Origin of the sequence: Paenibacillus sp. 1_12 (genome assembly GCF_900114475.1) — a bacterium.
GTDB lineage: Bacteria > Bacillota > Bacilli > Paenibacillales > NBRC-103111 > Paenibacillus_S.
Genome location: NZ_FOTE01000003.1, coordinates 627858 through 650741 on the forward strand (window position 1 = coordinate 627858; position 22884 = coordinate 650741).

Sequence of the window (22884 nt, forward strand, 5' to 3'; positions counted from 1 at the left end):
GCAGAGCTTAAGGGGGAGTTTGAGTGAAATATTCAATCAGTCAATCTGTAAAAATTGTTGATATGAGTGACGAGATCATGAGCGAGGTATTGTTTGACCATGGTGATTTTGAGCTGTCCGCGCTCGCTGTAGGCTCTTCCATTATTACAAATGAATTGGGATTAAGACAGTTTGAAGTTGTCTATGATAGAAGAGAGGGCAAGAAACAGCGCATTCGAATCGTAGATATTGAAATTGATCTGATCACTCAACCCGCTACAACTCGAGTGTATCTCGAACCTATAACATTAATTATTGGCCAGCATGATGTTGGTGAGGTGTAAATTTACTATTAAGTGGAGGCTAATGGAATGAATGCTCGTTTTGTGATAATTGGCTGCATTTGCACCTTTTTGTCAGTTTTATTTGGTGCTTTTGGTGCACATTCACTGAAGGATATATTACCACCGAACATGCTCGCTAATTTCCAGACAGGCGTACAATACCAAATGTACCACGGGCTTGGATTAATCTTGGTTGGATTCGCATCAGCCTACTTACCGAATAATAGCAATTTGAACAGAGCAGGTTGGTCGTTGTTGATCGGAATTGTACTATTTTCGGGAAGCCTTTACGTACTTAGCTTGACAGGAGTAACGATCCTTGGCCTGATCACACCATTTGGCGGTGTAGCATTTTTATTGGGATGGTTATTTTTTATTATAGCAGCAAGGAAAAGTATCAAGAAATAGCTGTTGATAGTTTGGAATCATATCTGTAATTATGTGCAGAAGGGGGGGAGCTTTAATGATTAAAGCTGCCGGCTCCTGTAAGGTTCCCGCGAAGCTTTATGTAGTATTCGCTTCCAATTTTCTATTGTCCTTGGCAGTGGCTTTGTGGTTCCCCAACCCGCTTGTTTTGGGATTCAGTGCAGTTACATGCAGTTATCTCTTACTTTTGATATTTCGCCCCAAATGGTTTATCAGCAACAAGCAGATCCAATATGGTACTGTGCATGATTCGATGGAAAGCTGGTTAAAAGAGAATCAGCCTATGTTTGAATCCCTGTTTGAACACAATCCTAACATCGTATTTTTAATGGATTGCCAAGGTGTGATAATTAAAGCAAACGGGAATACGGAACAACTTATCGGTTATTTGAAAGAGGATATGATCAACATCTCCTTTCATTCATTACTCTCCGAGGAAAGCGCAAGACACTCCCTACACGCTGTTCAACACGCTTGTCAAGGTACTCCGCAAACTTTCAAAACAGCTGTGCAGCATAAGGATGGCTACCGGGTTGACCTCGATGCTACGGCAGCACCGATCAAGCAAGGTATGGATATTACAGGCATTATTGTAATTGGTCAGGATATTACAGCTAACAAACGGACAGAAGAGCGAATTCGCCATATGGCTTATTATGACGACATGACGGGACTTCCTAATCGCAGTTTGTTTATTAACCAACTGAACGAATCGATAACCAAGGCAGTGCAGCATCCTATATTTCTGGCTGTATTCTTAATAGACATTGATCGGTTTAAGGTGGTTAATGATTGTTTTGGACATGATTATGGGGATATGCTGCTGCTGCAGCTTGCGGAGAGATTCAGCCGATGCATTACACAAGATGACTTTTTGGCACGTACCCAAGGTGATGAATTTGCATTGTTTTTCGCGAGACGTTCCGGTACAGCCTCAGTTACGGAGCTTGCGGAGCAAGTCATCGCTGTTCTGGAGGAGCCCTTTACTTTAGAGGCATACCAATTACATATTACAGCTAGTATCGGTATTTCTCAGTTATCGGATGAAGAACTAGATGCGGAAACGATAATCAAATATGCAGATATTGCTTTAACTCATGCCAAAAACAAAGGTAAGCAGACCTATCAAATCTTTAATACGGAGATGAAATCCGATTCATTACAGCGGCTAACCCTAGAAAATGATCTGCGACGTGCACTGAGTCATAATGAGCTGCTGCTGCATTATCAACCTCAAATGGATATTCAAACGGGTAATATTGTCGGCTTTGAAGCCTTAATTCGTTGGCTTCATCCCGTTAGAGGACTGGTACCACCAAATGAGTTTATTCCTTATGCGGAGGAGAGCGGCTTAATTGTACCGATTGGTGAATGGGTGATGCAGGAGGCATGCCGTCAAAATAAGCTTTGGCAGGATGAGGGATTTCTGTTTGTACCTGTGTCTGTGAATTTATCAACACGGCAGTTTCTCCAGCATAACCTGCGTGATCAAGTCTCTGCAGTTTTGCAACGGACTGGCTTGGCTGCATCTTACCTCGAACTGGAAATTACCGAAAGCAGTACGATGGATGTGGACTTTGCCATTGGGGTATTGCTGGAGCTGAAGGCATTGGGAGTGAAGATCAGCATTGATGATTTTGGAACAGGCTACAGCTCGTTATCTTATCTAAAAAGATTTCCGATCGATAAGCTGAAGATCGACCAATCCTTTGTGCGTGATATCATGACTGATCCCAATGATGCAGCTATTGTTGCTTCCATTATTGCGATGACCCGGCATATGAACCTAAGGGTTATTGCCGAAGGCGTTGAAACAGAGGATCAGCTTGGTTTTTTGCGGAACAATCATTGTAATGAAATTCAAGGCTACTGGTTCAGTCCTCCAGTCAGCACGGTAAAAGCTGAGGAGCTTATGCTGCATTTTCAGCAGGTTGCGGCACACCAGGATGAGGAGACAGGCGAATAAAAAAAGCCTTTAACGTTGGAGATTTTTATCCCGTTAAAGGCTTTTTTTATGAACTTACTGCGAAATCATCAATTTCATTGATTTTGAACAGATAGACTTGCTTCTCATCAACATGATATACGGATACCATGCCTCCAGGGGCATCAACATTGAGAATACGGCAGGGCAGGCTCAGCTTGATTCCTTTGGCTTTGACAATGGTAAGTCGAACCAGGGAGTTGCGTTCCTTAAAGCTCTGGAATTGATCCCAGATAGGTTGATGCGGATCCTCCAGCTTGGCGGGGCTGGCAGCACTATTCTTTTTCGTGGCGGCTGCTGCTTTGTCCAAAGGTTTGTTTTCTTTGGTTATATCTGGTTTTTCCTCGGAGTGGGTGTCTGCTTGTTGCTTACTAATGGTTTCGCGCATGATGACTTCAATGGTTTTACCTAAATGAATTCCCTCTTTGACCAAATAATCTTGAACTTCGGATGTATTTAACAAGTGTAGTAGCTTTTCCAGAGCACGGCCATTGGATTCGCTTTCAATCAGGATATCTACATTGAATAGAAATCTGCGTCTGTCTATAGTATTCTGCTTAATATCCATGTGGACTCCTCCATTTGAACGATACCTAATTTAACTATATCATTTTTTCTAGTACAAAAGTAGCCCACAATTTGGGAAATTCAACACTACATTGGTATGTGTATTTTGTATAGCCCATCACCAACATTAGCCTTGATCATATACTGCAGTATACGTTTGGAAAAGGAGGTGCGTATATGATCCAGATGCATCCTGTTGTTATAGACGGTTTCACGGCTTTGGCAATCGAGGTTAAGCTGCCCAAAACAACGCTTATTGTGGTGTCAACAGATCGTGGATATATTATGTGCGGGGCCCTGGATGTTGGACTGTTGAATGAAAAATTGAAAGACCGTCAAATACTGGCGGCCAGGGCAACAGGGGTCAAGACGATCGAGGAACTGCTGGAAGCTCCTCTGGAATCCGTTACCTACGAGGCAGAACGACTAGGCATTGTACCAGGGATGAAGGGCAAGGACGCGATTGGGTTAATGCGTTGATTATATCTGAACAGCACGAGGATCGAAACAATGAAACCCGAACATCGGAATCAATGAACATCGTTTGTACAAACCGAAAAAAGCTTGATTGCTCAAGCTTTCTCCTCAAACATGCAACCGATCTCACCGTATCCAGCGCTGTATGTACACGCTGATGACATTGCGGTAGCCATCCACAGGTTTCTTCAAACCTCGATTACAATCATCTGATGACATTCCAGCTTCGGCACATTATAGGATACATCAGTCCCCGCTTCACTCACCGCAAATGGCAATGGCTCCATTTGCGGTGCTAGGTAAACCTGCTTGGCCTTCTTTCCTAATTTCAGTGTGATCTGGGTATCGTAAATAGGCACAATGTCCTCAATAACCTCCACACCATTGCCGCGCTTGACGGGAGAGGCGTACAGCAAGTGATTGATATAGCGGTGATGAGCCGGCTGCTCCATTAAGGTGACGATACCTTGCGCAGGCATATTAGTAATCAAGGTTTTATTAGGGAGCAGTCGGTTCAGGGCAAACAGCATGCATTCCTTCAAAGCTAGACTTCCTTTGGTCGCATAATCACTGAATACGTTCCAAGCCAAATAAATTCCATTAGTGCTTTCTACCATGCCAGGACCATCGTGCTGTTGGGCGCTTGGCGTATGCTGATGTGAGCAGAAAGTAAACACCTCACGGTTAAAATAAGGATATTCACGCCTTCCCAGCTCTTGTCCGTTGGTTAAACGAATGCGCTGGCCATCGGCATAGAAGATAAATGCGGCATTCGAAAGGTTATTTAGTTCAAAGCTTGGACGAAAATAATCGGGTTTATACGGATTAGGCCCTTCCCAGACGACACCCAGATCAATGGCAAATGCATCTCCTGCTTCGTTCAGTCCAGAACGACCTGTTGCCAGAATCTTGCCACCTTGCGCCAAGTATGCATTCAGCTTGGTCTGCAGCTTGGAATTAACCAATATATCGTCAGGAAGGATTAGCACTTTATAGCGTGTGTAATCACTTTCCAAATCGACAACATCGAATAAAATCTTGCCTTCAAGCAGCATGCGGATGGCGCCTGCATCAGCTGATCCTGAACGATCCTCACGCTTTTCTTCCTTGGAAGCACCGATAGCTTCAACAGACAGCAGGGCAACGTCGGCAACCGCTTGGACATCGCTGCACCACGCTTCTTTTTGCTCAACCTCCCGATAAGCCTTACCAATTAATACATAGGTGGCCGGGTCCATCAAGCCTTCTGGATGAAGCTGATCGCCTATAGAGCAGCGGGCGCCATTAGCTAAACTAAGGGAGGTTTCATAGCGAAGCGCGTTTGGATGCTTGTATCCACCGAATTCTCCCCAGGTGGTGTGAAATTTTCCAGTCATCCCGAGATAATCCATGCCAAGCCCCTGGGCGTAGCGTGCGGATAAGGGGAAATGATCATAACCCCAGCCGCCAGTAGGCAGCGATTCCAGCTCTAAATGGGTATTCATGGCGGATAAGTCTCTGCGTCCGCGACGAATATGGCCTCCATTGTGGAACACAGGTAGCCCCGGCTTGATCGCATCAATCGCATCGCGTATACGCTTCGTGTAATGGGCATAGACACGCTCCCCTAATGCGACGACCGCAGCAGAGTCTCGCGGATCATGGCCTTCATCCCGCAGTGTGCGGACACAAGTATGACAGTAGCATTGGCGAACGCCAACAATATCGAGGAAAATGCCATCCCCCTCATATTTACGGACGACCTCTTCCACTTGACGTACGAGTAAGTCCAGATAGGGAGAATTCAGACAAAATTGGTGATAACCCGGCTTCATAAAGCCATCCTGCCAATTAGTGTTGTCGTTAATATCGCGGATCAACCATTCGGGATGGCGGCGGGCCAGCTTTTCATCCAGTCCAGCGGATACATAGATAGGGGTTTTGACATCGATCTCATGGGCTGCTTCAATCATGGCACCTAACAGATCAAAATTCAGCTGGGGGTGAATTTCATTAGCTTCAGTAGGATGATAGGCCCAGCCATGATGACATTTGGAAAAAACCGTTATGGAGTCCACATATCCTTGGATCAGCATTTCCTGAAATTGCTGCTTGGAAAAATGTTTACCGATATTAGGAATCGCTTCTGAGGTGTGAAAATCCAAATGAACTTGACGAAAACGCATGAATGATACACTCCTTCAAGAGTAAGTGATGATAATTACGGATGGAATATAAACCACCTCTCAACTATAATGCTTACCTATGGAAGGGAATAGGCGGGAAAGCGACTTTATATAGCACATTTTCGACTGAGGTAATTTGTGAATGAGCTTTTTTTGCGATACACTACCTATACAAAGACCTGACAACTTGAGACAACTGATTACGCCTTATGATACAAGCCTTGCTACGCAAAACGCTAAGGAGTGTTGAGATGGATATCCTCCAGTTATCTATTCCGCCGCTTCCGCAGTTTTTGACCATTGGTCATACGATTTGGAAGCCGGGCATGCAGCATTTTGAGCGCTGCTTTGAAGTCTATGATATGTTGATTGTATGCAGTGGTGCCTTGTACATGATGGAGGAAGGCATATCGTATGAGATTCAGAGTGGGGAAATGCTGTTGATGGAGCCGGGACGGACGCATAGTGGATTCATGCCCTGTACGGAGGATACATCGATTTATTGGGTTCATTTCAAACACGAACGTCCGGTGGCAAAAATGGCCGAGAAGCAGATCCCTTGGTCAACCTGGGTAAGTAGGGGAACGGATAGTGACCTGATTCCTTCAGAGCAGTCACTGTTTCTGCCCAAATATGGAAAGATTGATATAAGGCCGCTTCTGCCAACCCTTGAAGACATGCTGCGGCTGCAAAGCAGTCTCACCCTGGAGCATGCTGTTGATGTGCAGGTAGCCTTGGGAAAACTGCTGTCCCTGGTGCAGGCTGGTTTGAGGGCAAACAGAAACTCAACAAGATCTTATGTGATCGCCGAGCAGATCAAGCTTTATATACGAGAGCACTGCAATGAACCATTCGAAGCACAGCGGATTGCCGATCAGCTGCATTTCGACTTTGATTATGCTGCCCGCTGTCTGAAGCAGCATACCGGCCTGAGTCCGCTGCAATATCATCATCTGATGAGGATGGAGGAGGCCAAACGGCTGCTTGTACATAGCAATATGCCTGTTCAGGAAATAGCGGCGCACATAGGTATTCAGGATTACAACTACTTCATCCGCTTATTCCGCAAGACTGTTGGGATGACCCCAGGGCTATTTCGCAAATCATCGCAAAGCTACATATAGCTAACTATATAAGATGAACCAAACATCCGGACAGCAGGGAGACGCTGCGAAAGCAGACCCTGCTTCCAATCGCTGTTGCAGCCAGATTCTTTGTATACTTAGTCCTATAGGGGAAGAATCCGTCAAAGGTGAACACTTCGTTTCAACAGAAGGGGGCCGCTTTCTCCACTTGGGCTGTATGTTTCTTTGGTTGATCTTATATAGTCGAGTACGCCCATTACTTATCTTCTGTTTATTTCGGACTTTCTGGATCAACAATCCGTTTTCTATTCATATAGCACATTACCGTTGAACATTTGAATTCGGGGTTTGTTTGGTCCATTAGAATTTTCCGATGAACTACGAGTGAAGCAGTCCAATGGTCCTGGAGAAGGGTAAGCCCTCGACTATTTAGCTAATGATTATGGTTGTTAACCGGACTTCTATGGGAAGTCTGGATATACTTTTAACAGGAAGTTTGGTACTTTTAATAAGGATTTTAGGGAATGAAGCCATTTTGTATGAAAAGAGGCGTCGGGATTGGACATTCAAAAAATATCTTCACGTAAAATATATGAAGTGATAGCGGACCAGATCAAGGGGCAAATTGTCAGCGGTCAGTTGAAACCAGGAGAGAAGCTTCCGTCTGCCAAGGAGCTGTCGGAGAGGTTTCAGGTAGGCAGATCTACACTACGCGAGGCGCTTAGCGCATTAAAGGCAATGGGGCTTGTTGAAATTCACCAAGGTGAAGGCAGCTATGTCCGAAGCATTGAATCACAGGATGTGGATTTACCTGTATTTGATGCGTTGCTGATGAATCGGGAGACAGTCATAGAGCTGATCGAGGCTCGTAAGGCGTTGGAAATTTCAAATGCCGCATTGGCTGCAGAGAAACGAAATGCAGAGGATATTGCTAAATTGGAAGGAATCATCCGTAATATGGAGGATTTTCTTGGTAATGAGCAGGAAGGCGAGCGCTCTGACCTTTTGTTTCATTTAACCTTGGCGCAGGCGGCGCATAATTCGATCATGGCAAGGATGATTGATTCGATCTCCACACAAATGCAGACGGCTATCAGGGAAACGAGACGGCTGCAAATGTATGCGAACGAAACGGTATCCAAGCAGTTATGGGAGGAGCATAAAGCGATATTTGAAGCCATTCGTGATCAGGACCCAACTGCAGCTCAGGAGGCCATGCGTAAGCATCTGTTCCATGTCGAACAGGTACTCCTGAAATTTTTAAAAAAATAAGAGCTTGGTTTGCCATATATGGATGGCAACATTCATATAGATAGCATCATAGAGTATTTGAATGGAAAAGGCAGGAATCGGGTAGAAGAGTGAAAAGAATAGGCTTTTAACCCCGAAAATAGAATTATCTGAATATTTACAATAATCTAATAATATATTAATATGAACTTAACAAAAGCACAGCAGTACCACATCAAGTACTCCAATTTCCATCCTTACATTCATTTACAAGTTTCGGTTCGAGAGGTTTATGCCTCTTGTTACTGAAAGTAATCATACAATGTCCTGTTGTAAAGAAATTGAATGGAGAGGGGATAGTCCAATGACGTAGGTTAGCGAAGCATGCTTAATCTGAAACCATTCAAGCATGCGGGGACCCAATGAACATATCCAATGTACAAGGATCACCCAATAGCTGCAAGCTTGACCAAAGCCATTAACAAGTTTCAGTCTAGGGTGCAAGAAGTTAACCTTGGCGCTGAAAGTTAAATACAAGCAAAGGATCTGAAGGGAAAGGGGATAGTCCAATGACGTAAGTTAGCGAAGCATGCTCATTTTCCGAAGCATTCAGAGCATGTGGGGACCTCAACCAGAAACCGTAAGACTGACATGTAAGTGTCACAGCAACAAAAATTTAAAGCCTTAATAAATTTGACCTGAAGATGTTCATTCTGAAGATGTTCTAATGATGTAAGGTAAATGAATGGAGCTTAAGAAAAAAGTGAATAGAAATACCCCATAAAGGTCCCTGTTTATTGGCAAAATAGACAGGGGCGTTTATTATTTATGCGTACATAGTCCATTCGATACAGCAGCCTTCAGCGGAAGCTGCGACTGCAGCAGTTTTTTGCGGATCTGAATAAAAGGCTTTCAAAATACCAACATATCTGATAACCTGATAAGTATAAGAATGATGGTTATCATAGAGAAGGTAGGTATCCCGATGCGAGTTTCCTTGTTTATTACTTGTTTAGCGGACCAGTTGTATCCCGAGGTTGGCGAAAGTGTCGTAAGAATGTTAACCCGATACGGGTGTGAGGTTGATTTTCCCGAGCAGCAAACCTGCTGTGGACAGCCGGCTTTTAACAGCGGCTATCAGGATGAGGCCAGAGAGGTTGCTCGAGGGCTGATTCGCGCGTTTGAGCATAGTGATTATGTCGTATCACCTTCCGGTTCCTGCACCGGTATGGTTCACCATTATTATCCGCAGTTATTTGCCAATGAACCTGAATGGCTGCTGAAGGCCGAGCAATTGGTAGAGAAGACGTATGAATTTTCACAGTTTCTGGTAAGGGTGCTTGGTGTAACCGATGTTGGCGCAATCTTTGACAAGAAGGTGACTTACCATCCGTCCTGTCATGCGATGCGGTTACTGGGTGTGAAGGAAGAGCCTGGAGCCTTACTATCGAAGGTTCAAGGTCTTGAGCTGATCGAGCTCCCCAAAAAAGAAGATTGCTGTGGCTTTGGCGGTACCTTTGCGGTTAAAATGGCGGATATGTCAGAAGCTATGGTATGTGAAAAAGCAGGAAATGTATGCTCGACTGGGGCCGAAGTGCTGGTAGGAACAGATATGGGCTGCCTGATGAATATCGGTGGGGCTTTAAATAAGGATAATAAGCCGATTCGCGTGATGCATTTGGCACAGCTGCTGGAGGAAGGAGTGAAGCGCAATGAGTCAGGTCGAAACTAGAGAGTTAATCGGTAGCGGCTTAAAGCAGCGGACAGAAGAAGCTTTGGCTGATGATTTTTTGCGAAAGGCTGTAGCGTTTACAACCGATAAGCTGAAGACCGGTAAGCTGAAGGCGACAGATGACTTTGGCGATTGGGAAGAATGGCGCGAGCGTGGGCGATTAATTCGTACTCATGTCATAGATAATCTTGATTATTATTTGACCCAGTTCACAGATAATGTATCTAAGGCAGGGGGACATGTACACTTTTGCCGTACAGCCGATGAGGCCGTACAGACCTTTATGGACATTGCTGAGAAACGTAAAGCGAAGCTGGTTGCCAAAGGCAAATCCATGGTGTCTGAAGAGATTCATTTGAACCACCATTTGGAGGATCATGGGATTGAAGCGATCGAGACTGATTTGGGCGAATATATTTTGCAGCTTGCGAAGGAAACGCCATCTCACCTGATTATCCCTGCGATTCACAAGAACAAGCAGCAGATTGCCGACCTGTTTAATGAGGAGTCCGGTGAGTCCTTTCCGCCGGAAACACGGGTGCTTGCCGATTTTGCCAGACAACGGCTGCGTAATTATTTTCTGGAAGCCGATATTGGTTTGACGGGCTGTAACTTCGGTGTGGCTGAATCCGGCTCAATCACGCTTGTATCCAATGAAGGAAACGGACGGATGGTCAGCACGATACCGAAGTCGCATGTAGTGATTATGGGCATGGAACGGCTCGTTCCAACCTTTGATGACTTGGAGGTTGTACTGAATTTGCTGGCGAGAAGCGCAACAGGGCAGAAGCTGACAACCTACACTTCCATGATTACAGGGCCTCGGCGTGAAGGTGAGCTGGATGGACCCGAAGAGCTCCATCTGATTGTACTGGATAATGGACGCTCTGAGCAGCTTGGAGATCCGGTATTTCAAGAGGTATTAAATTGCATCCGCTGTGCGGCCTGTCTGAATGTATGTCCTGTATATCGGCATGTTGGCGGTCATACTTACGGCAGCGTGTACAGCGGTCCTATTGGAGCTGTTTTGACACCGCTTCTGCAGCAGGATTATAAGGAAGCCGGCGAGCTGGCTTATGCATCAAGTTTATGCGGGGCTTGTTATGAGGCATGTCCTGTGAAAATTCCGCTGCATGATATGCTCGTACAACTGCGTAACCGCAAGGTAAAGATGGGGTTGACCCCGTTTGCAGAGCGCACCGCCTTTAAGACATTCCAAACTGTGTTTGGTAACGTCAAGCTGTACAAGGTAGCGATGAATTCTGCCTACTATTTGCAGAAGCCCTTCATAAGCAAAGGCTTTATCAAGAAAGGACCGGGACCTATGTCCGGCTGGACGCAGTCGCGATTTTTCCCAATGAAGCCTAAGGAGTCGTTTCGCGACAAGTGGAATAAGCTGCAGCAGGAAATGAAATCCTCAGTAGGAAGCCCTGCTGTTCCCATAGCGCCATCTTCGGCAGATTCAAAAAAAAGAGGTGAGCATCATGAGCATTAAGTCCGGACAGATTCATGGCCGAGATTCTTTTATCGCTAATATTTCTTCAAGATTGGGGCGCAAGTCGCCAGATGCCGTGGCACCGGAGCACCCATTCAGAGGGGCACCAGAATTTTATAAAGAAATCGAACGGACAACCGAGGAGAAAATTCAGCTGTTTACCGATAACTGGACAGCATTGACAGGTAAAGTGCTTGTCGTTGAAGCGAGAGAAGCGGAGGAACAAATCGGCGCGTGGCTGCAGCAGATCGTCGAGGAGCTGCAGGTCAAACGTGTATCACGCTGGGAGCATGCAGGTTTGATTGGATTAAATGTGGATGGAGCGCTGACAGCTGCCGGTGTAGAGGTCGTTCCATGGACACTCGATTCGGGTGCAGGCGATGGAGGAGGAGCGGCATGTCCGGATTCTTTGGGCTCTATCGGCGCTGTTAAAACAGACTCCAGGGCTGTGACAGATCAAGCTGATGAGGTAAAGCCGATTGAAGCCGATTCTGTCAATCCGAGCGACCTTGAAGCGACGGCTGACTCCGGTCCAATCGAGCTGTCTGCGGTACACGCTGACGGACAAAGCTCAGCTCCTTCGAATTGGTCGCAGCGCAGTCGGCTGCTTCAGCGGACAGAGCGGTGTGAGCTGGGTATTATATGGCCCGATTATGCTGTTGCCAATACGAGCACGCTTGTTTTGCAATGCTCGCCAGAACATGGCCGTTCGGTAAGCCTCCTGACCGATATTTTGTTCGCTGTTTTCCGCGCTGATCAGCTCGTCACTCGAATGGGTGAAGCTTTTAAGCAAGTTACGAATGGCAAGCTGGATGCGAGTCAATATGCTTCCTCCTTAAATCTGATCACAGGTCCGAGCCGCAGTGCGGATATCGAAAATGATCTGACTATCGGTATCCATGGTCCTGGAAAGGTATATGCAGTCATCATCAAGTAACTACGGGTTCACCATGTTTCTTACACATATGAACGCCTAATTAGGGTGAGAAGTAGTGCCGGTTTGTGATAGAACTGGTGATGCTTTTCGCTCTTTTTGTCGTAAGGATGCTTCACAGGTTATTCATATTCGCCAAATCTTTACATTTTTCTTAAAAAAGTAGTTCAAATGATATGCTCGTAGAAGTATAATAGAATTAATGATTTTTTTGTGAAATTTATACACAGAACAGGTAATTGAGAAAATGATAAATTTGATTTACATAAAGGGGTGAAATCATGTCAGGTGAATTAATATTGCTAGTAGAGGATGATCGGGAAATCAGCAGTTTGATTGAGCTCTACCTTCGTAAGCAGGGTTTTAACGTCGTAATAGCCGAGGCGGGGGAAGAAGCCCTCGATCAATTTGAGAACAGCACACCCGCATTGATTTTGCTCGATATAAATTTGGATGGAATGAATGGTTTTACAGTATGTAAGGAAATACGTGAGGTTTCCAACGTTCCGATTGTGTTTATTAGCTGTAATAAGGATTCGGATGACATTGTAGAAGGCTTGAAGCTGGGTGCTGATGATTACATCACAAAGCCCTTCGATCCAGAGGTCATGGTTGCGAGAGTGCAGGCAAATCTCAGGAGAGCACCGATTTTTCGCAGGGGTACGGCTCCGGCTAAGAAGGATGAACTGCGGACGCTTGCTTTTGATGGATTGACCGTAGATCTGGTTAATTTTCAGGTACACGTTAACGGAGTTCATGTGCCACTGTCAGCGAAGGAAGTACAGCTTCTCATATTTTTGGCGCGGCAGCCGGATCAAGTCTTTTCATTGGATGAGCTCTATCAAAATATTTGGGGTGCAGACAGCATTTCCGATACCCGTACCGTGATGGTGCACATTAGCAGTCTACGCAAAAAATTGGAAACACCTGTTGCTCAGTTCAAGTATATTCACAATATTAGGGGGATCGGTTATAAATTTAATTCCTATTTGCCCAAATCTTAAAATAGAGGTGTAGACAAACCATGAATCATAAATTATTGGAGCTGCAAACCTTATTGCGCGAGAATAGTCTATTAATCACCTTCTCTGGAAAATTTACTCAAAGTATTATAGAAGAGCTCGGTGAAGCGGTTAAGAAATATTTGGAGACCGAGGAACGCCCGCAAAATGCAATTTTTGACCTGTTTTCGATCTTTATCGAGCAGACGCAAAATATTAAAAACTATTGTTCTTTGATGCAGGATTCCGATTTTGGCGAACGAATTTCAGAATCTTGTATTGTGACCATCGGCAAAACCGACACCGGCAATTATGTCTGCTCCGGCAATCAGATTCAAAACCGTGATACCGCTAAACTGATCAAGGCGTTGGACGAGATTAACCAGCTAGATAAGGAAGAACTCAAAAAAATGTACAAGATGAAACGTAAGCAGGATATTTCATTGTTGGAGGGGCAGGGAGCTGGATTAGGATTAATCGATATTGCCAGAAAGGTTAAACAGCCATTGGAATATACGATCACGGAACTGGACTCGCAATTTTCTTTTTTTACATTAAAAGCGACCGTATAGAAAGCAGGTGAATAGATGTTAGACGTATTGCGTATTGAAGCTACAAGAAGTACACCGGAGATTATTTTCAATCCGACTCATCATAAGCTATCTGTTCGCGGACAGTCCTATCCTGAGAATTCGTTTAAATTTTACGAGCCTATTCTTCAGTGGGTTGATCAATATTTGCAAGATCTTGACAGTGATAAGGTAGAGATCGAATTTTGCCTGCCCTACATCAATACAAGCAGCTCGAAGTGTATCATGATGCTTCTGGAAAAGTTTAATAAAGCACACCATGATGGCAAGGAATTGAACCTGAACTGGTTTTGCAGCGAAGATAATGAAAGCGAAATCGAATGTGCTGAAGAATTTAAGGAAGATCTGGAGCTGCCTTTTCAAATCATTGCTCAGAAAGAGGTTTGAGTCCAGTAATGAATCAAGAAAATCTGTTTGGGAATGAACAGAAAATATTAGAGTCTTCCCGTAAAATTATGGAGGATGCTGCCAATGAGGACAACGAGCTGCTGCCAGAATTCAAAAGGCTGGTCATAGATTATGAACGCCTCATTAAGTTGACGACCAAAATATTCAAGATCAGTGATATCCAAAGTAAAAACATCAAACAGCACGAGGAAGAGATGCGTCAATTGAACCAGGATCTACAGCATTTGGAGAAATCGCGCCGAAAACTGATGAGCGATATCTCACATGAGCTTGGGACTCCAATGACTTCGGTTCAGGGCTATGTTAAAGCAATGCTTGATGGTGTGATCGAACCGGGTGAACCGCATTTACGGATGATTTATAATAAGGTGCTGCTCGTTAATGATCTGGTCGATGACTTGTTTGAGCTATCGAAGCTTGAAGCAAGCAAAGCTGGTTTTCATTTTTCTGAATACCCGCTTGAGCAACTGCTGGAGCTGTTACGAGGAAGATTTGAGCTAGAAGCCAAGGATCGAGGATTTGTGTTCAGTGTGGAGGACTTTCAAGAAAAGCTGCCGCCTGACCGATATGTATCGATTTCGATTGACCTGAAGCGGATCGAACAGGTTATGAATAATTTTGTTAATAACGCGTTTCGCTACACGGCTCCCGGAGGCATAATCAAAATCCACGGTGAGGTGCGTATGGTTGAGCAGGCGCTGATCGATAGAGGAGGTTCTGCTGGAGAGCTTCCCTGTGAGGTTACCTTTAAGGTAAGCGATTCCGGAGAAGGAATCGAAGAGGAAGCGCTACCACACGTTTTTGATCGTTTTTATCGGGCTAAGAAGGCTAAATCGAGTGTCAAATCGGGTACTGGATTGGGTCTGGCCATTGCAAAGGAAATCATTCAACAGCATAACGGGCATATTGGCGTTAACAGTGTGAAGAATCATGGCTGCACGTTTTATTTTACTTTACCGGGAGCGATTATTCTGGAGCAAGCTTGGGAGACTGAATCATGAGCACAAAAGATCAGAACCTGATGAAGGTTATTCTTATTGCAAGCATTATTATTGTGCTTTCTATTGTTCTCGCAGGTACAAGTGTATATATCATTGCAGAAAAGGAAGTTGTCAACAAGCTGAAAAGCAAGGATTTGGTGCGGATTGCCGAATCCGTCGCTTCCAAGATCGATGGCCGTCTTCAACGGGCTAAAGAATCGTCGCTAATGCTGGCCAAGGACCCTGAGCTGATCAATTGGCTGGCTGGCGGTGAAAAGGACGAGAAGCTGCAAAGCCATGTTGTTGAAAAGCTAAATGATCTGGCAACCGGATTCGATTATAGTAACGGCTTTATTGCAAGCAAGGCAACCGGGAAGTATTGGATTGAAAACGGGCAGGCTAGTAAGGTGTTGTCGGAGAGCAATGCCAGTGACCAATGGTTTTATAAAGCATTGGTTTCCAAACAGCAGGTAACCCTTAATTTAGATTATGACGCAGTATGGCATGACACCTTTGTGTTTGTAAATGTACTCGTAGGTAAAGTAGACGCGCCTGTTGGAGCAGCAGGCATTGGCTTAAGTCTAAAGGAATTAGCGAGCAATTTTAAGGATTATAAGTATGGAGCCAACAGCAATTTATGGTTGATCGATAACAGCGGTAAAATTTATTTATCAGATGATTTGAACCATGTAGGAACATCGGTTTCCAGTCTTATTCCTGAACAGGTCGTTCAACAAATGCTCGGACAATTAAAGCAAGTGGACCCAAGCGGTCAACAGCCAGTCGTACTTGACTATATGGATAGTGAAGGCCAGAAGATGGATTTGATCAGCTTTCCGCTAAAATCGACAGATTGGAAGCTGTTGTTTCAAATGCGTCGGAGTGAATCGGTTTCGTTTCTGGATACGATTAAAATTAATACAGGAATCGCGTCACTATTGTGCATACTTGCTATGATATTTATGTTTTACTTCGTTACTCGCAATCTGGCAAACCCTTATAAAAGAGCTATGGAGCTTAATCGCAAGCTCGAGCAGGCAGTTCAGGAGAGAACCAAGCAGATTTCCGAGCAGAAGCAGAAACTAATCGATAGTATCGATTATGCAAAGCGGATTCAGGACTCCATACTTCCTTCGCGAGAGGAGATTGAGACTGTTCTTAAGGATCACTTTGTGCTGTGGGAGCCTCGTGACGTCGTGGGCGGTGATTTTTATTGGATGAAGCAGACGAATAACGGCTATTTATTGGCTATAGGCGATTGCACAGGTCACGGTGTTCCAGGCGCATTGATGACGATGATCTCTATCTCCATACTCAATCGCATTGCGGAGACGGCTTCAGCGATGGACCCAGCTTCCATTCTTCAATCCATGAATATGCTAATTAAAGAAACACTGCACCGCGAGCACGGAGACCTGATGTCGGATGACGGGCTTGATATCGGACTTTGCTTCATAAAAGGAGATCAGCTTACATTTGCCGGCGCCAAAACCTCGCTCTACATGAAGAATGACCAGGAAATGACTGTCTTTAAGGGTGACCGCAAAAGCATAGGCTCGGTTAGAACGAATAATGAATTTAATTTTACTAATGCTGAGCTTACGGTCACTCCGGATGATTCCTTCTATATGACCACGGATGGATATTTGGACCAGAATGGCGGAGTCAAGAATGTATCGTTTGGCAGGAAAAAGCTGATTGAAATGATTGAACAATTTCATGACAAGCCGCTAGAGGAGCAAGAAACGTTGTTCCGCAGCCAATTAGTCGAATATATGGGTGATGAGCCGCAGCGAGACGATATTACAGTATTAGGCTTCAAAATATCTTGAATAGGTGAGCTAGCTTCAATCGACACATGCTTATGCATGTGTTTTTTTTTATAGTTTAGAAAAATGTTCCGAAGTCCAGCGCATAAGGAGTGAAGCACGACTTTTTCACCGGATTTTAGGTTGTAACCCGTTGACAGACGAATTTGCGGATGTTAGGATTGAAATGTAGATTATACAAAACTATGGTTTATTATACAAAACCATATTTGTTTATCATCTTGGGAGGGAATATGGACAAAAAGTATTGGGTACCAGCTTTAGACAAAGCTAATGATATCCTGCTGGCCATTTCCGGGCAGCCCTCCAAGCTGAAGCTGATTGAACTATCCAAGCAGCTTGGCATTAACAAAAGCTCGATGTTTTCTTTACTGAATACGATGGAGCAGTTGGAATGGGTTGTTCGGGATGCAGAGGGAACGTATTCACTGGGTTCCAGACTCGGTTTTATCGGAAACGCTTTTTTCAAGCAATTTAGTTTAATTGAAAGATTTCGCAAGGAAGCATCCATTACGAAGCACACGATTCAGGAAACCATACAACTAGCCAGACTGGAACGACACGAGGTACTGTATCTGGCCAAGGAGGAGATGCCGTCTCCGGTTCGGTTAGCTTCCGAGCCTGGAATGAAGCTGCCGGCTCATGTAACGGCACTTGGCAAGGCACTGCTGGCTGATCTTGAAGCATCGGCCATTGAAAGCCTGTTCCCGGAAGAGGCGCTGCAGCCATGCCCAACACCCCACACGCTTAAGAATCGCAGTGACTTGATCATACAGCTGGAGCAAGCCCGCGACCATGGGGTTGCATTTGATCTTCAGGAAGCTGTTATGGGTTTTTGCTGTGTGGCGGCACCGGTTAAGGATACGCAGGGTCAGGTCATAGCGGCGATCAGCTGCTCCATGTTTCAACATGAATGGGAGCAAAAGCGGGAGCTGGCGCAGCGGGAGATTTGTGCCTTGGCTGCAAGACTTTCACATAGCTCCATTTAAAACCAATTGAAAGGAATGAAGTTGAATGAGACTACACGATAAAATTACGTTGATTACGGGTGCGGGCTCGGGTATTGGCAGAAGTTCGGCGCTGCTGTTCGCCAAAGAAGGCGCTACTGTGATTGTGAATGATCTGGTGGAAAAAGGTGGCCTTGAGACTGTCGAGGAGATTCATCAGGCTGGAGGTAAGGCGCTTTTTATCCAAGCGGATACAACCGATCCTGAATCCGTTAAAGCAATGGTTGATCAAGCTATTGAGGCATACGGCCGTATTGATGTTTTGTTTAATAATGCAGGTGTAAGCGGTATCGGTGCGATCCACGAGGTTGAACCCGAGGATTGGGACCGTGTTATAAGAATCAACATTCGTGGTGTGTTTTTACCTTGTAAATATGTGTTGCCGCATATGATGGATCGTCGTGAAGGCTCCATTATTAATATGTCCTCCTGCATAGCAGAAATCGGCTTGGGCCGTCGTGCTTCCTATTCGGCTACTAAAGGCGCTGTCCTGTCGCTTACCAAATCGATGCAGGTTGACTATGCACCCTACCAAATTCGTGTTAATGCACTACTCCCTGGCACAATTCTCACACCTTTTGTGGAAAATTACCTGCGCACCTCCTACGATGATCCAGAGGAAGCGATTCAATCACTAAAAAAACGCCAGCTTAGCGGTGACTTGGGCAGACCGGAAGATGTGGCTAAGGCAGCATTGTTCCTAGCTTCGGATGACTCGCGTTTTATGATGGGATCTCCTCTGTATATTGATGGAGGCGTAGTTTTTGGTAAAAATGCTTAATTTAAACTAACTATATATGATGGAGGAATGGAACTTATGAAATTACTTACTTTTATTGAAGAAGGTCAACAAAAGCTTGGTGTGAAGACGGAGCAAGGGATCGTACATATTACTGCAGCTCTTGAGGAAATTCCGGCACTGGAAGGTCAAATCGTCCCGCAAACGATACATGAAGTCATTGACGGTGGCGCTGATGCTCTAACAGCTCTTGCAGCTTATGTGGATCAAGTGCTATCGGCTGCTGATCGTGGCCCAAGCGCTCATGTACTGGTTGAGTCTGAGCTGACATTGGGACCTTGTGTGACCCATCCTAACAAAATCATCTGCGTTGGCTTAAACTATCGGAAGCATGCTGAAGAAACAAATGCGGCAATTCCGCAATATCCAATCCTTTTTAACAAATTCAATAATACGTTAACGGGTCATGGCGCTGACGTATCTCTTGCGGAAAGAGTAACTAGCAAGGTGGATTATGAGTGTGAGTTGGTTATTGTCATTGGTACTAAAGCGAAGTATGTAACCAAGGAAGATGCATTAAACCATGTGTTCGGTTACTGTAACGTGAATGATCTGTCCGCTCGTGATTTGCAGCTGCGTACGCAACAATGGCTGCTTGGTAAAAGTCTGGATGGCTTTAGTCCGCTTGGGCCTTACCTGGTTACAGCTGATGAGGTTGGCGACCCTAACAATCTGAGTATTCGTACGCTTGTTAACGGCGAGCAGCGCCAAAACTCGAATACATCGGATATGATTTTCCATTGCGATGAAATTGTCAGCTATATTTCTCAGCATATGACGCTGGTACCGGGAGATATTATTTTGACTGGAACACCTGAGGGTGTCGTACTGGGCTTGCCGGAAGATAAGCAAGTCTATTTGAAAGACGGCGATGTGGTGACAATTGAAGTAGAAAAGCTGGGTACTCTAACCAACCGGATGGTAGCCGAACAACGATAATCTTAGGATATGGATAGATGGAACGCTAATGAAGCAATTTTTCTACGAGAACCTCTAGGTCTATGCTTTCGAAGCAAGTTTTCTACGAAAAACTTTTGGGTTCATGCTTACGATGCCAGGTTTCTATGGAAGCAACAGGGAGGTTATTAATACAATGGCAGGACATCAAATTGAAGTAGGGGCAGATGCCTTGGTCATGGATGCGCGGGATCATGTAGCTACCGCAATCAAGGACTTGGAGCAGGGGCGCAAGGTTGCCTACCGTGTACAGGATACGGTTCAAGAGATCGTGCTGGTGGATGCGATTCAATTCGGTCATAAACTGGCGATTCAGGATATTGCCGAGGGTACAGACATTCGGAAATACGGCGAAGTGATCGGCAGAACGACGACTGCGATTCGTGCGGGTGAGCACGTTCATGTTCATAATGTTGAAGGTATCCGTGGGCGCGGCGATCAAGCGCCGAAGGCTTAAATGTTTAACAAAGTGAGTTCTGCTCAGCAGACTCTAAGGAGGAATTTATCATGGAGCACATGATGGGCTACAGAAGATCGGACGGAACCGTAGGTATCCGCAATCATTTATTAATCATTCCAACTGTCATTTGCGCCAATCAGGTATGCAGCCGTGTGATGCAAATGGTGCCGGAAACGATAGCTATTCCGCATCAGCACGGATGCAGCCAAATCGGAGCAGATAAGGATCGTACTTTTGATATGCTGGCAGGTACAGGCAAAAATCCGAATGTAGGCGGAGTTATCATCATCAGCTTAGGCTGTGAGGTGATCGACCCTACGCAGCTGGCTGAAGCCGTTCGTGCGACAGGCAAGCTAGTTGAGGTGTTCGATATCCAATCCGTCGGCGGATCGGTTAAAGCGATTCAGCATGGCGTTGAGCTTGCGAAGAAGATGAAGCAGCAGTTGGATGCGATGGTGGCGGAACCTATTACTTTTAGCGAGCTGATCATTGGCGTTAAATGCGGTGGCTCTGACGCTACCTCAGGGCTGGCTTCCAACCCTGCATTGGGTGCAGCAGCTGATTCGTTGATCCAGGCGGGCGGTGGTGTCGTCATTGGGGAAACTACGGAAATTATCGGCGCCGAGCACGTACTCGCTTCCCGCTGTGCAACACCGGAAACCTCCGAACAGTTGTACACCATCGTGAATCGTTTTGAAAAAGAAGTAGAGCGGATGGGTGCCGATATGCGCGGTGGCAACCCAAGCCCTGGCAATATTGCAGGTGGCTTAACGACCATCGAGGAGAAATCCTTGGGATGTATTAGCAAATGCGGTACTGCGCCAATTCAAGGAATTGTTGAATATGCAGAGTCGATTCCTAAGCATGGGTTGTATTTCATGGACTCCCCGGGAAATGACATTGAATGTGTATCCGGTATGGCTGCGGGTGGTGCCCACCTCGTATGCTTTACGACCGGTCGCGGTACGCCAACTGGCTCTGCGGTTGTACCTGTTATTAAAATCACGGGTAACACACGAATGTTCGAGCGGATGAGCGACAATATGGATATTAATGTCGGTGACATGCTGGAAGGGACGCTCAGTTTGGAAGACGCTGGGGAAATGATTTGGGATGAAATTAAAGCGGTAGCGAACGGCAAGCTGACGAAGGCTGAGATTCTTGGTCATACCGAATTCAGTATCAACCGAATCGGACCGAGCTTATAAAGGAGATCAACAAACAATGGCTAGATTATTAAATAAGGTTGCCCTGGTAACAGGTGGCAGCCGTGGCATAGGTGAAGCTGTGGCTCTGCGGTTGGCTGAAGAAGGTGCTCATGTAGCTGTCAACTACACTTCAGATCGATCGCGTTCACTTGCGGAAAAAGTAAAGGAACAAATTCAGGCCTTAGGCGTCAAATCGATGATCGTGCAGGCAGATGTTGGTGACGGCAAGCAGGTGGAAGCGATGTTCGAACAGGTTCGTGAGGAACTGGGAGATATTGAAATTCTGGTCAATAATGCCGGCATTGCTCCTTTTGAGCCGTTCATGAAGCTGACAGAGGAGACATGGGATCGGACCTATGCGACGAACGTCAAATCCATTTTCCTGTGCTCTCAGCTTGCAGCCAAGACGATGGTCGAAAAGCGCTACGGTAAAATTATTAACGTACTCTCCACTGCAAGTCTGGTGGTGACAAGTCCGGTTATTCCTCATTATCAGTCGTCCAAGGCAGCCGCACATATGTTAACCAAAGGAATGGCTATCGAGCTTGGCAAGTTTAACATTAATGTGAATGCCGTTGGACCGAGTACGGTGGATACCGATATGTGTACGGACTTTTTGGCAGACCCGCAAATTCGTGCTCAAGAAATCGAAGCGAATCCAATGAAACGATTAGGCACATCTCGGCAAATCGGGGATGCTGTCGTATTCCTCGCTTCTGACGAAGCGATGCAGATTAATGGTCACCTGTTAATGGTTGACGGCGGATTAACAGTGAAAGCAGCCCAACCGCAAGATCATATGGAGCATTAAGCTCTGCGATTTATCGATATACGAATACTAAGCTCTTCGGGTTTTCCGAAGGGCTTTTTTATGTGCGACGGGCAGTCGCAACTTTAGCGCTTTAGTGCTATGAGTAAACGAATACAAGCGGCGGTGACGTTACCTTGGTAAATACGAGCCGAGAACTTGGAAAGTTACTTTCTCGAAGGTGAGAGTCCTTCCTCAAGCTTTCTGGTACGACTTGAGAAGCTTAATCTAGGGCAATATCGCGAGGTACTTGTCTGAAGGAGATGCGGGAAATCGAGAGATCCGCAAGCGGATGTGCAGACCCAAATGCGAAAGCGTGAAGCACGTAGCGGCAGGATAAGTCGGCGACTGTGCGTAAATAACGGGAAGCCTAAGAAAAAAAAATTGCTATCCAATGAACCAGACGAATAGCAATGGCT

22 protein-coding genes are annotated in these 22884 nt (G+C 45.4%); 20 read left to right on the plus strand and 2 right to left on the minus strand.

Features of this window, described 5'->3' with window-relative positions; translation table 11 throughout:
* The first annotated feature begins 23 nt into the window (after positions 1 to 23).
* The 3 genes from BM210_RS10375 to BM210_RS10385 are packed head-to-tail and all read left to right on the plus strand — an operon-like array spanning position 24 to position 2715.
* Positions 24 to 323, plus strand: a complete 300-nt coding sequence (locus tag BM210_RS10375; RefSeq protein WP_091167596.1) for a hypothetical protein — start codon at positions 24 to 26, stop codon at positions 321 to 323.
* Between the two features lie 27 nt (positions 324 to 350).
* A complete protein-coding gene (locus BM210_RS10380) occupies positions 351 to 731 on the plus strand; it encodes a DUF423 domain-containing protein (protein ID WP_091167598.1) in 381 nt (126 codons plus the stop codon).
* A gap of 55 nt (positions 732 to 786) precedes the next feature.
* Complete coding sequence (locus BM210_RS10385; protein ID WP_256223465.1) at positions 787 to 2715, plus strand: EAL domain-containing protein; 1929 nt, start codon at positions 787 to 789, stop codon at positions 2713 to 2715.
* Between the two features lie 46 nt (positions 2716 to 2761).
* Here BM210_RS10385 and BM210_RS10390 read toward each other — a convergent pair whose 3' ends face one another.
* Positions 2762 to 3301, minus strand: a complete 540-nt coding sequence (locus BM210_RS10390; RefSeq protein ID WP_256223466.1) for a hypothetical protein — start codon at positions 3299 to 3301, stop codon at positions 2762 to 2764.
* A 176-nt stretch (positions 3302 to 3477) separates the two neighbouring features.
* Here BM210_RS10390 and BM210_RS10395 point away from each other — a divergent pair, with 176 nt between their 5' ends.
* Complete coding sequence (locus BM210_RS10395) at positions 3478 to 3780, plus strand: YunC family protein (RefSeq protein ID WP_091167600.1); 303 nt, start codon at positions 3478 to 3480, stop codon at positions 3778 to 3780.
* 185 nt (positions 3781 to 3965) lie between these two features.
* Here the strand turns inward: BM210_RS10395 and BM210_RS10400 are convergent, their stop codons facing one another.
* Positions 3966 to 5942, minus strand: coding sequence for a beta-galactosidase trimerization domain-containing protein (locus BM210_RS10400; RefSeq protein ID WP_091167602.1), 1977 nt, complete (start codon positions 5940 to 5942; stop codon positions 3966 to 3968).
* 251 nt (positions 5943 to 6193) lie between these two features.
* On the opposite strand from BM210_RS10400, the gene BM210_RS10405 reads away from it, so the two are divergent.
* From BM210_RS10405 to BM210_RS10480, 16 genes are all read left to right on the plus strand, one after another.
* Positions 6194 to 7066: a helix-turn-helix transcriptional regulator gene (locus BM210_RS10405; RefSeq protein WP_177237739.1), complete on the plus strand. Its 873-nt coding sequence runs from the start codon at positions 6194 to 6196 to the stop codon at positions 7064 to 7066.
* Positions 7067 to 7585: 519 nt separating this feature from the next.
* Positions 7586 to 8299: a FadR/GntR family transcriptional regulator gene (locus BM210_RS10410; RefSeq protein WP_091167605.1), complete on the plus strand. Its 714-nt coding sequence runs from the start codon at positions 7586 to 7588 to the stop codon at positions 8297 to 8299.
* A gap of 943 nt (positions 8300 to 9242) precedes the next feature.
* Positions 9243 to 9989 (plus strand): (Fe-S)-binding protein, encoded by a 747-nt coding sequence (locus BM210_RS10415; RefSeq protein ID WP_091167607.1) that lies wholly within the window; start codon positions 9243 to 9245, stop codon positions 9987 to 9989.
* Complete coding sequence (locus BM210_RS10420; RefSeq protein WP_091167608.1) at positions 9970 to 11484, plus strand: LutB/LldF family L-lactate oxidation iron-sulfur protein; 1515 nt, start codon at positions 9970 to 9972, stop codon at positions 11482 to 11484. The genes BM210_RS10415 and BM210_RS10420 overlap by 20 nt, the downstream gene beginning before the upstream one ends.
* The gene (locus BM210_RS10425) at positions 11474 to 12421 is read left to right on the plus strand and encodes a LutC/YkgG family protein (protein ID WP_091167610.1); all 948 of its coding nucleotides are present in this window, start codon (positions 11474 to 11476) and stop codon (positions 12419 to 12421) included. Before BM210_RS10420 ends, BM210_RS10425 begins: the two co-directional genes overlap by 11 nt.
* 278 nt (positions 12422 to 12699) lie before the next feature.
* Entirely contained in the window at positions 12700 to 13422 is a 723-nt protein-coding gene (locus tag BM210_RS10430) for a response regulator transcription factor (RefSeq protein ID WP_091167611.1), read from the plus strand.
* A gap of 20 nt (positions 13423 to 13442) precedes the next feature.
* A complete protein-coding gene (locus BM210_RS10435; protein WP_091167613.1) occupies positions 13443 to 13991 on the plus strand; it encodes a SiaB family protein kinase in 549 nt (182 codons plus the stop codon).
* A 15-nt stretch (positions 13992 to 14006) separates the two neighbouring features.
* Positions 14007 to 14396: a DUF1987 domain-containing protein gene (locus BM210_RS10440; protein WP_091167614.1), complete on the plus strand. Its 390-nt coding sequence runs from the start codon at positions 14007 to 14009 to the stop codon at positions 14394 to 14396.
* An 8-nt stretch (positions 14397 to 14404) separates the two neighbouring features.
* Positions 14405 to 15418 carry a sensor histidine kinase gene (locus tag BM210_RS10445; protein WP_091167616.1) on the plus strand — a complete coding sequence of 338 codons (1014 nt, stop codon included), beginning with the start codon at positions 14405 to 14407 and terminating at the stop codon, positions 15416 to 15418.
* A complete protein-coding gene (locus BM210_RS10450) occupies positions 15415 to 17229 on the plus strand; it encodes a SpoIIE family protein phosphatase (protein ID WP_091167618.1) in 1815 nt (604 codons plus the stop codon). Before BM210_RS10445 ends, BM210_RS10450 begins: the two co-directional genes overlap by 4 nt.
* A gap of 230 nt (positions 17230 to 17459) precedes the next feature.
* Positions 17460 to 18215, plus strand: coding sequence for an IclR family transcriptional regulator (locus tag BM210_RS10455; RefSeq protein ID WP_091167620.1), 756 nt, complete (start codon positions 17460 to 17462; stop codon positions 18213 to 18215).
* A 25-nt stretch (positions 18216 to 18240) separates the two neighbouring features.
* A complete protein-coding gene (locus BM210_RS10460) occupies positions 18241 to 19014 on the plus strand; it encodes an SDR family NAD(P)-dependent oxidoreductase (RefSeq protein ID WP_091167622.1) in 774 nt (257 codons plus the stop codon).
* Positions 19015 to 19050: 36 nt separating this feature from the next.
* Positions 19051 to 19971, plus strand: coding sequence for a fumarylacetoacetate hydrolase family protein (locus BM210_RS10465; RefSeq protein ID WP_091167623.1), 921 nt, complete (start codon positions 19051 to 19053; stop codon positions 19969 to 19971).
* Between the two features lie 154 nt (positions 19972 to 20125).
* Entirely contained in the window at positions 20126 to 20446 is a 321-nt protein-coding gene (locus BM210_RS10470; protein ID WP_091167625.1) for a UxaA family hydrolase, read from the plus strand.
* 50 nt (positions 20447 to 20496) lie between these two features.
* Positions 20497 to 21657 (plus strand): UxaA family hydrolase, encoded by a 1161-nt coding sequence (locus BM210_RS10475; protein WP_091167626.1) that lies wholly within the window; start codon positions 20497 to 20499, stop codon positions 21655 to 21657.
* Between the two features lie 16 nt (positions 21658 to 21673).
* Positions 21674 to 22468 carry an SDR family NAD(P)-dependent oxidoreductase gene (locus BM210_RS10480; RefSeq protein WP_091167628.1) on the plus strand — a complete coding sequence of 265 codons (795 nt, stop codon included), beginning with the start codon at positions 21674 to 21676 and terminating at the stop codon, positions 22466 to 22468.
* Positions 22469 to 22884: the final 416 nt, after the last annotated feature.

Excerpts from the sequence above, each read along its gene's own strand:
- BM210_RS10405 (WP_177237739.1), top strand. The coding sequence starts at position 6,194 with ATGGATATCCTCCAGTTATCTATTCCGCCGCTTCCGCAGTTTTTGACC.
- BM210_RS10380 (WP_091167598.1), top strand. The coding sequence starts at position 351 with ATGAATGCTCGTTTTGTGATAATTGGCTGCATTTGCACCTTTTTGTCA.
- BM210_RS10430 (WP_091167611.1), top strand. The coding sequence starts at position 12,700 with ATGTCAGGTGAATTAATATTGCTAGTAGAGGATGATCGGGAAATCAGC.
- BM210_RS10420 (WP_091167608.1), top strand. The coding sequence starts at position 9,970 with ATGAGTCAGGTCGAAACTAGAGAGTTAATCGGTAGCGGCTTAAAGCAG.
- BM210_RS10480 (WP_091167628.1), top strand. The coding sequence starts at position 21,674 with ATGGCTAGATTATTAAATAAGGTTGCCCTGGTAACAGGTGGCAGCCGT.
- BM210_RS10400 (WP_091167602.1), bottom strand. The coding sequence starts at position 5,942 with ATGCGTTTTCGTCAAGTTCATTTGGATTTTCACACCTCAGAAGCGATT.
- BM210_RS10425 (WP_091167610.1), top strand. The coding sequence starts at position 11,474 with ATGAGCATTAAGTCCGGACAGATTCATGGCCGAGATTCTTTTATCGCT.
- BM210_RS10470 (WP_091167625.1), top strand. The coding sequence starts at position 20,126 with ATGGCAGGACATCAAATTGAAGTAGGGGCAGATGCCTTGGTCATGGAT.
- BM210_RS10390 (WP_256223466.1), bottom strand. The coding sequence starts at position 3,301 with ATGGATATTAAGCAGAATACTATAGACAGACGCAGATTTCTATTCAAT.
- BM210_RS10475 (WP_091167626.1), top strand. The coding sequence starts at position 20,497 with ATGGAGCACATGATGGGCTACAGAAGATCGGACGGAACCGTAGGTATC.
- BM210_RS10460 (WP_091167622.1), top strand. The coding sequence starts at position 18,241 with ATGAGACTACACGATAAAATTACGTTGATTACGGGTGCGGGCTCGGGT.
- BM210_RS10435 (WP_091167613.1), top strand. The coding sequence starts at position 13,443 with ATGAATCATAAATTATTGGAGCTGCAAACCTTATTGCGCGAGAATAGT.
- BM210_RS10450 (WP_091167618.1), top strand. The coding sequence starts at position 15,415 with ATGAGCACAAAAGATCAGAACCTGATGAAGGTTATTCTTATTGCAAGC.
- BM210_RS10395 (WP_091167600.1), top strand. The coding sequence starts at position 3,478 with ATGATCCAGATGCATCCTGTTGTTATAGACGGTTTCACGGCTTTGGCA.
- BM210_RS10415 (WP_091167607.1), top strand. The coding sequence starts at position 9,243 with ATGCGAGTTTCCTTGTTTATTACTTGTTTAGCGGACCAGTTGTATCCC.
- BM210_RS10445 (WP_091167616.1), top strand. The coding sequence starts at position 14,405 with ATGAATCAAGAAAATCTGTTTGGGAATGAACAGAAAATATTAGAGTCT.
- BM210_RS10385 (WP_256223465.1), top strand. The coding sequence starts at position 787 with ATGATTAAAGCTGCCGGCTCCTGTAAGGTTCCCGCGAAGCTTTATGTA.
- BM210_RS10465 (WP_091167623.1), top strand. The coding sequence starts at position 19,051 with ATGAAATTACTTACTTTTATTGAAGAAGGTCAACAAAAGCTTGGTGTG.
- BM210_RS10455 (WP_091167620.1), top strand. The coding sequence starts at position 17,460 with ATGGACAAAAAGTATTGGGTACCAGCTTTAGACAAAGCTAATGATATC.
- BM210_RS10440 (WP_091167614.1), top strand. The coding sequence starts at position 14,007 with ATGTTAGACGTATTGCGTATTGAAGCTACAAGAAGTACACCGGAGATT.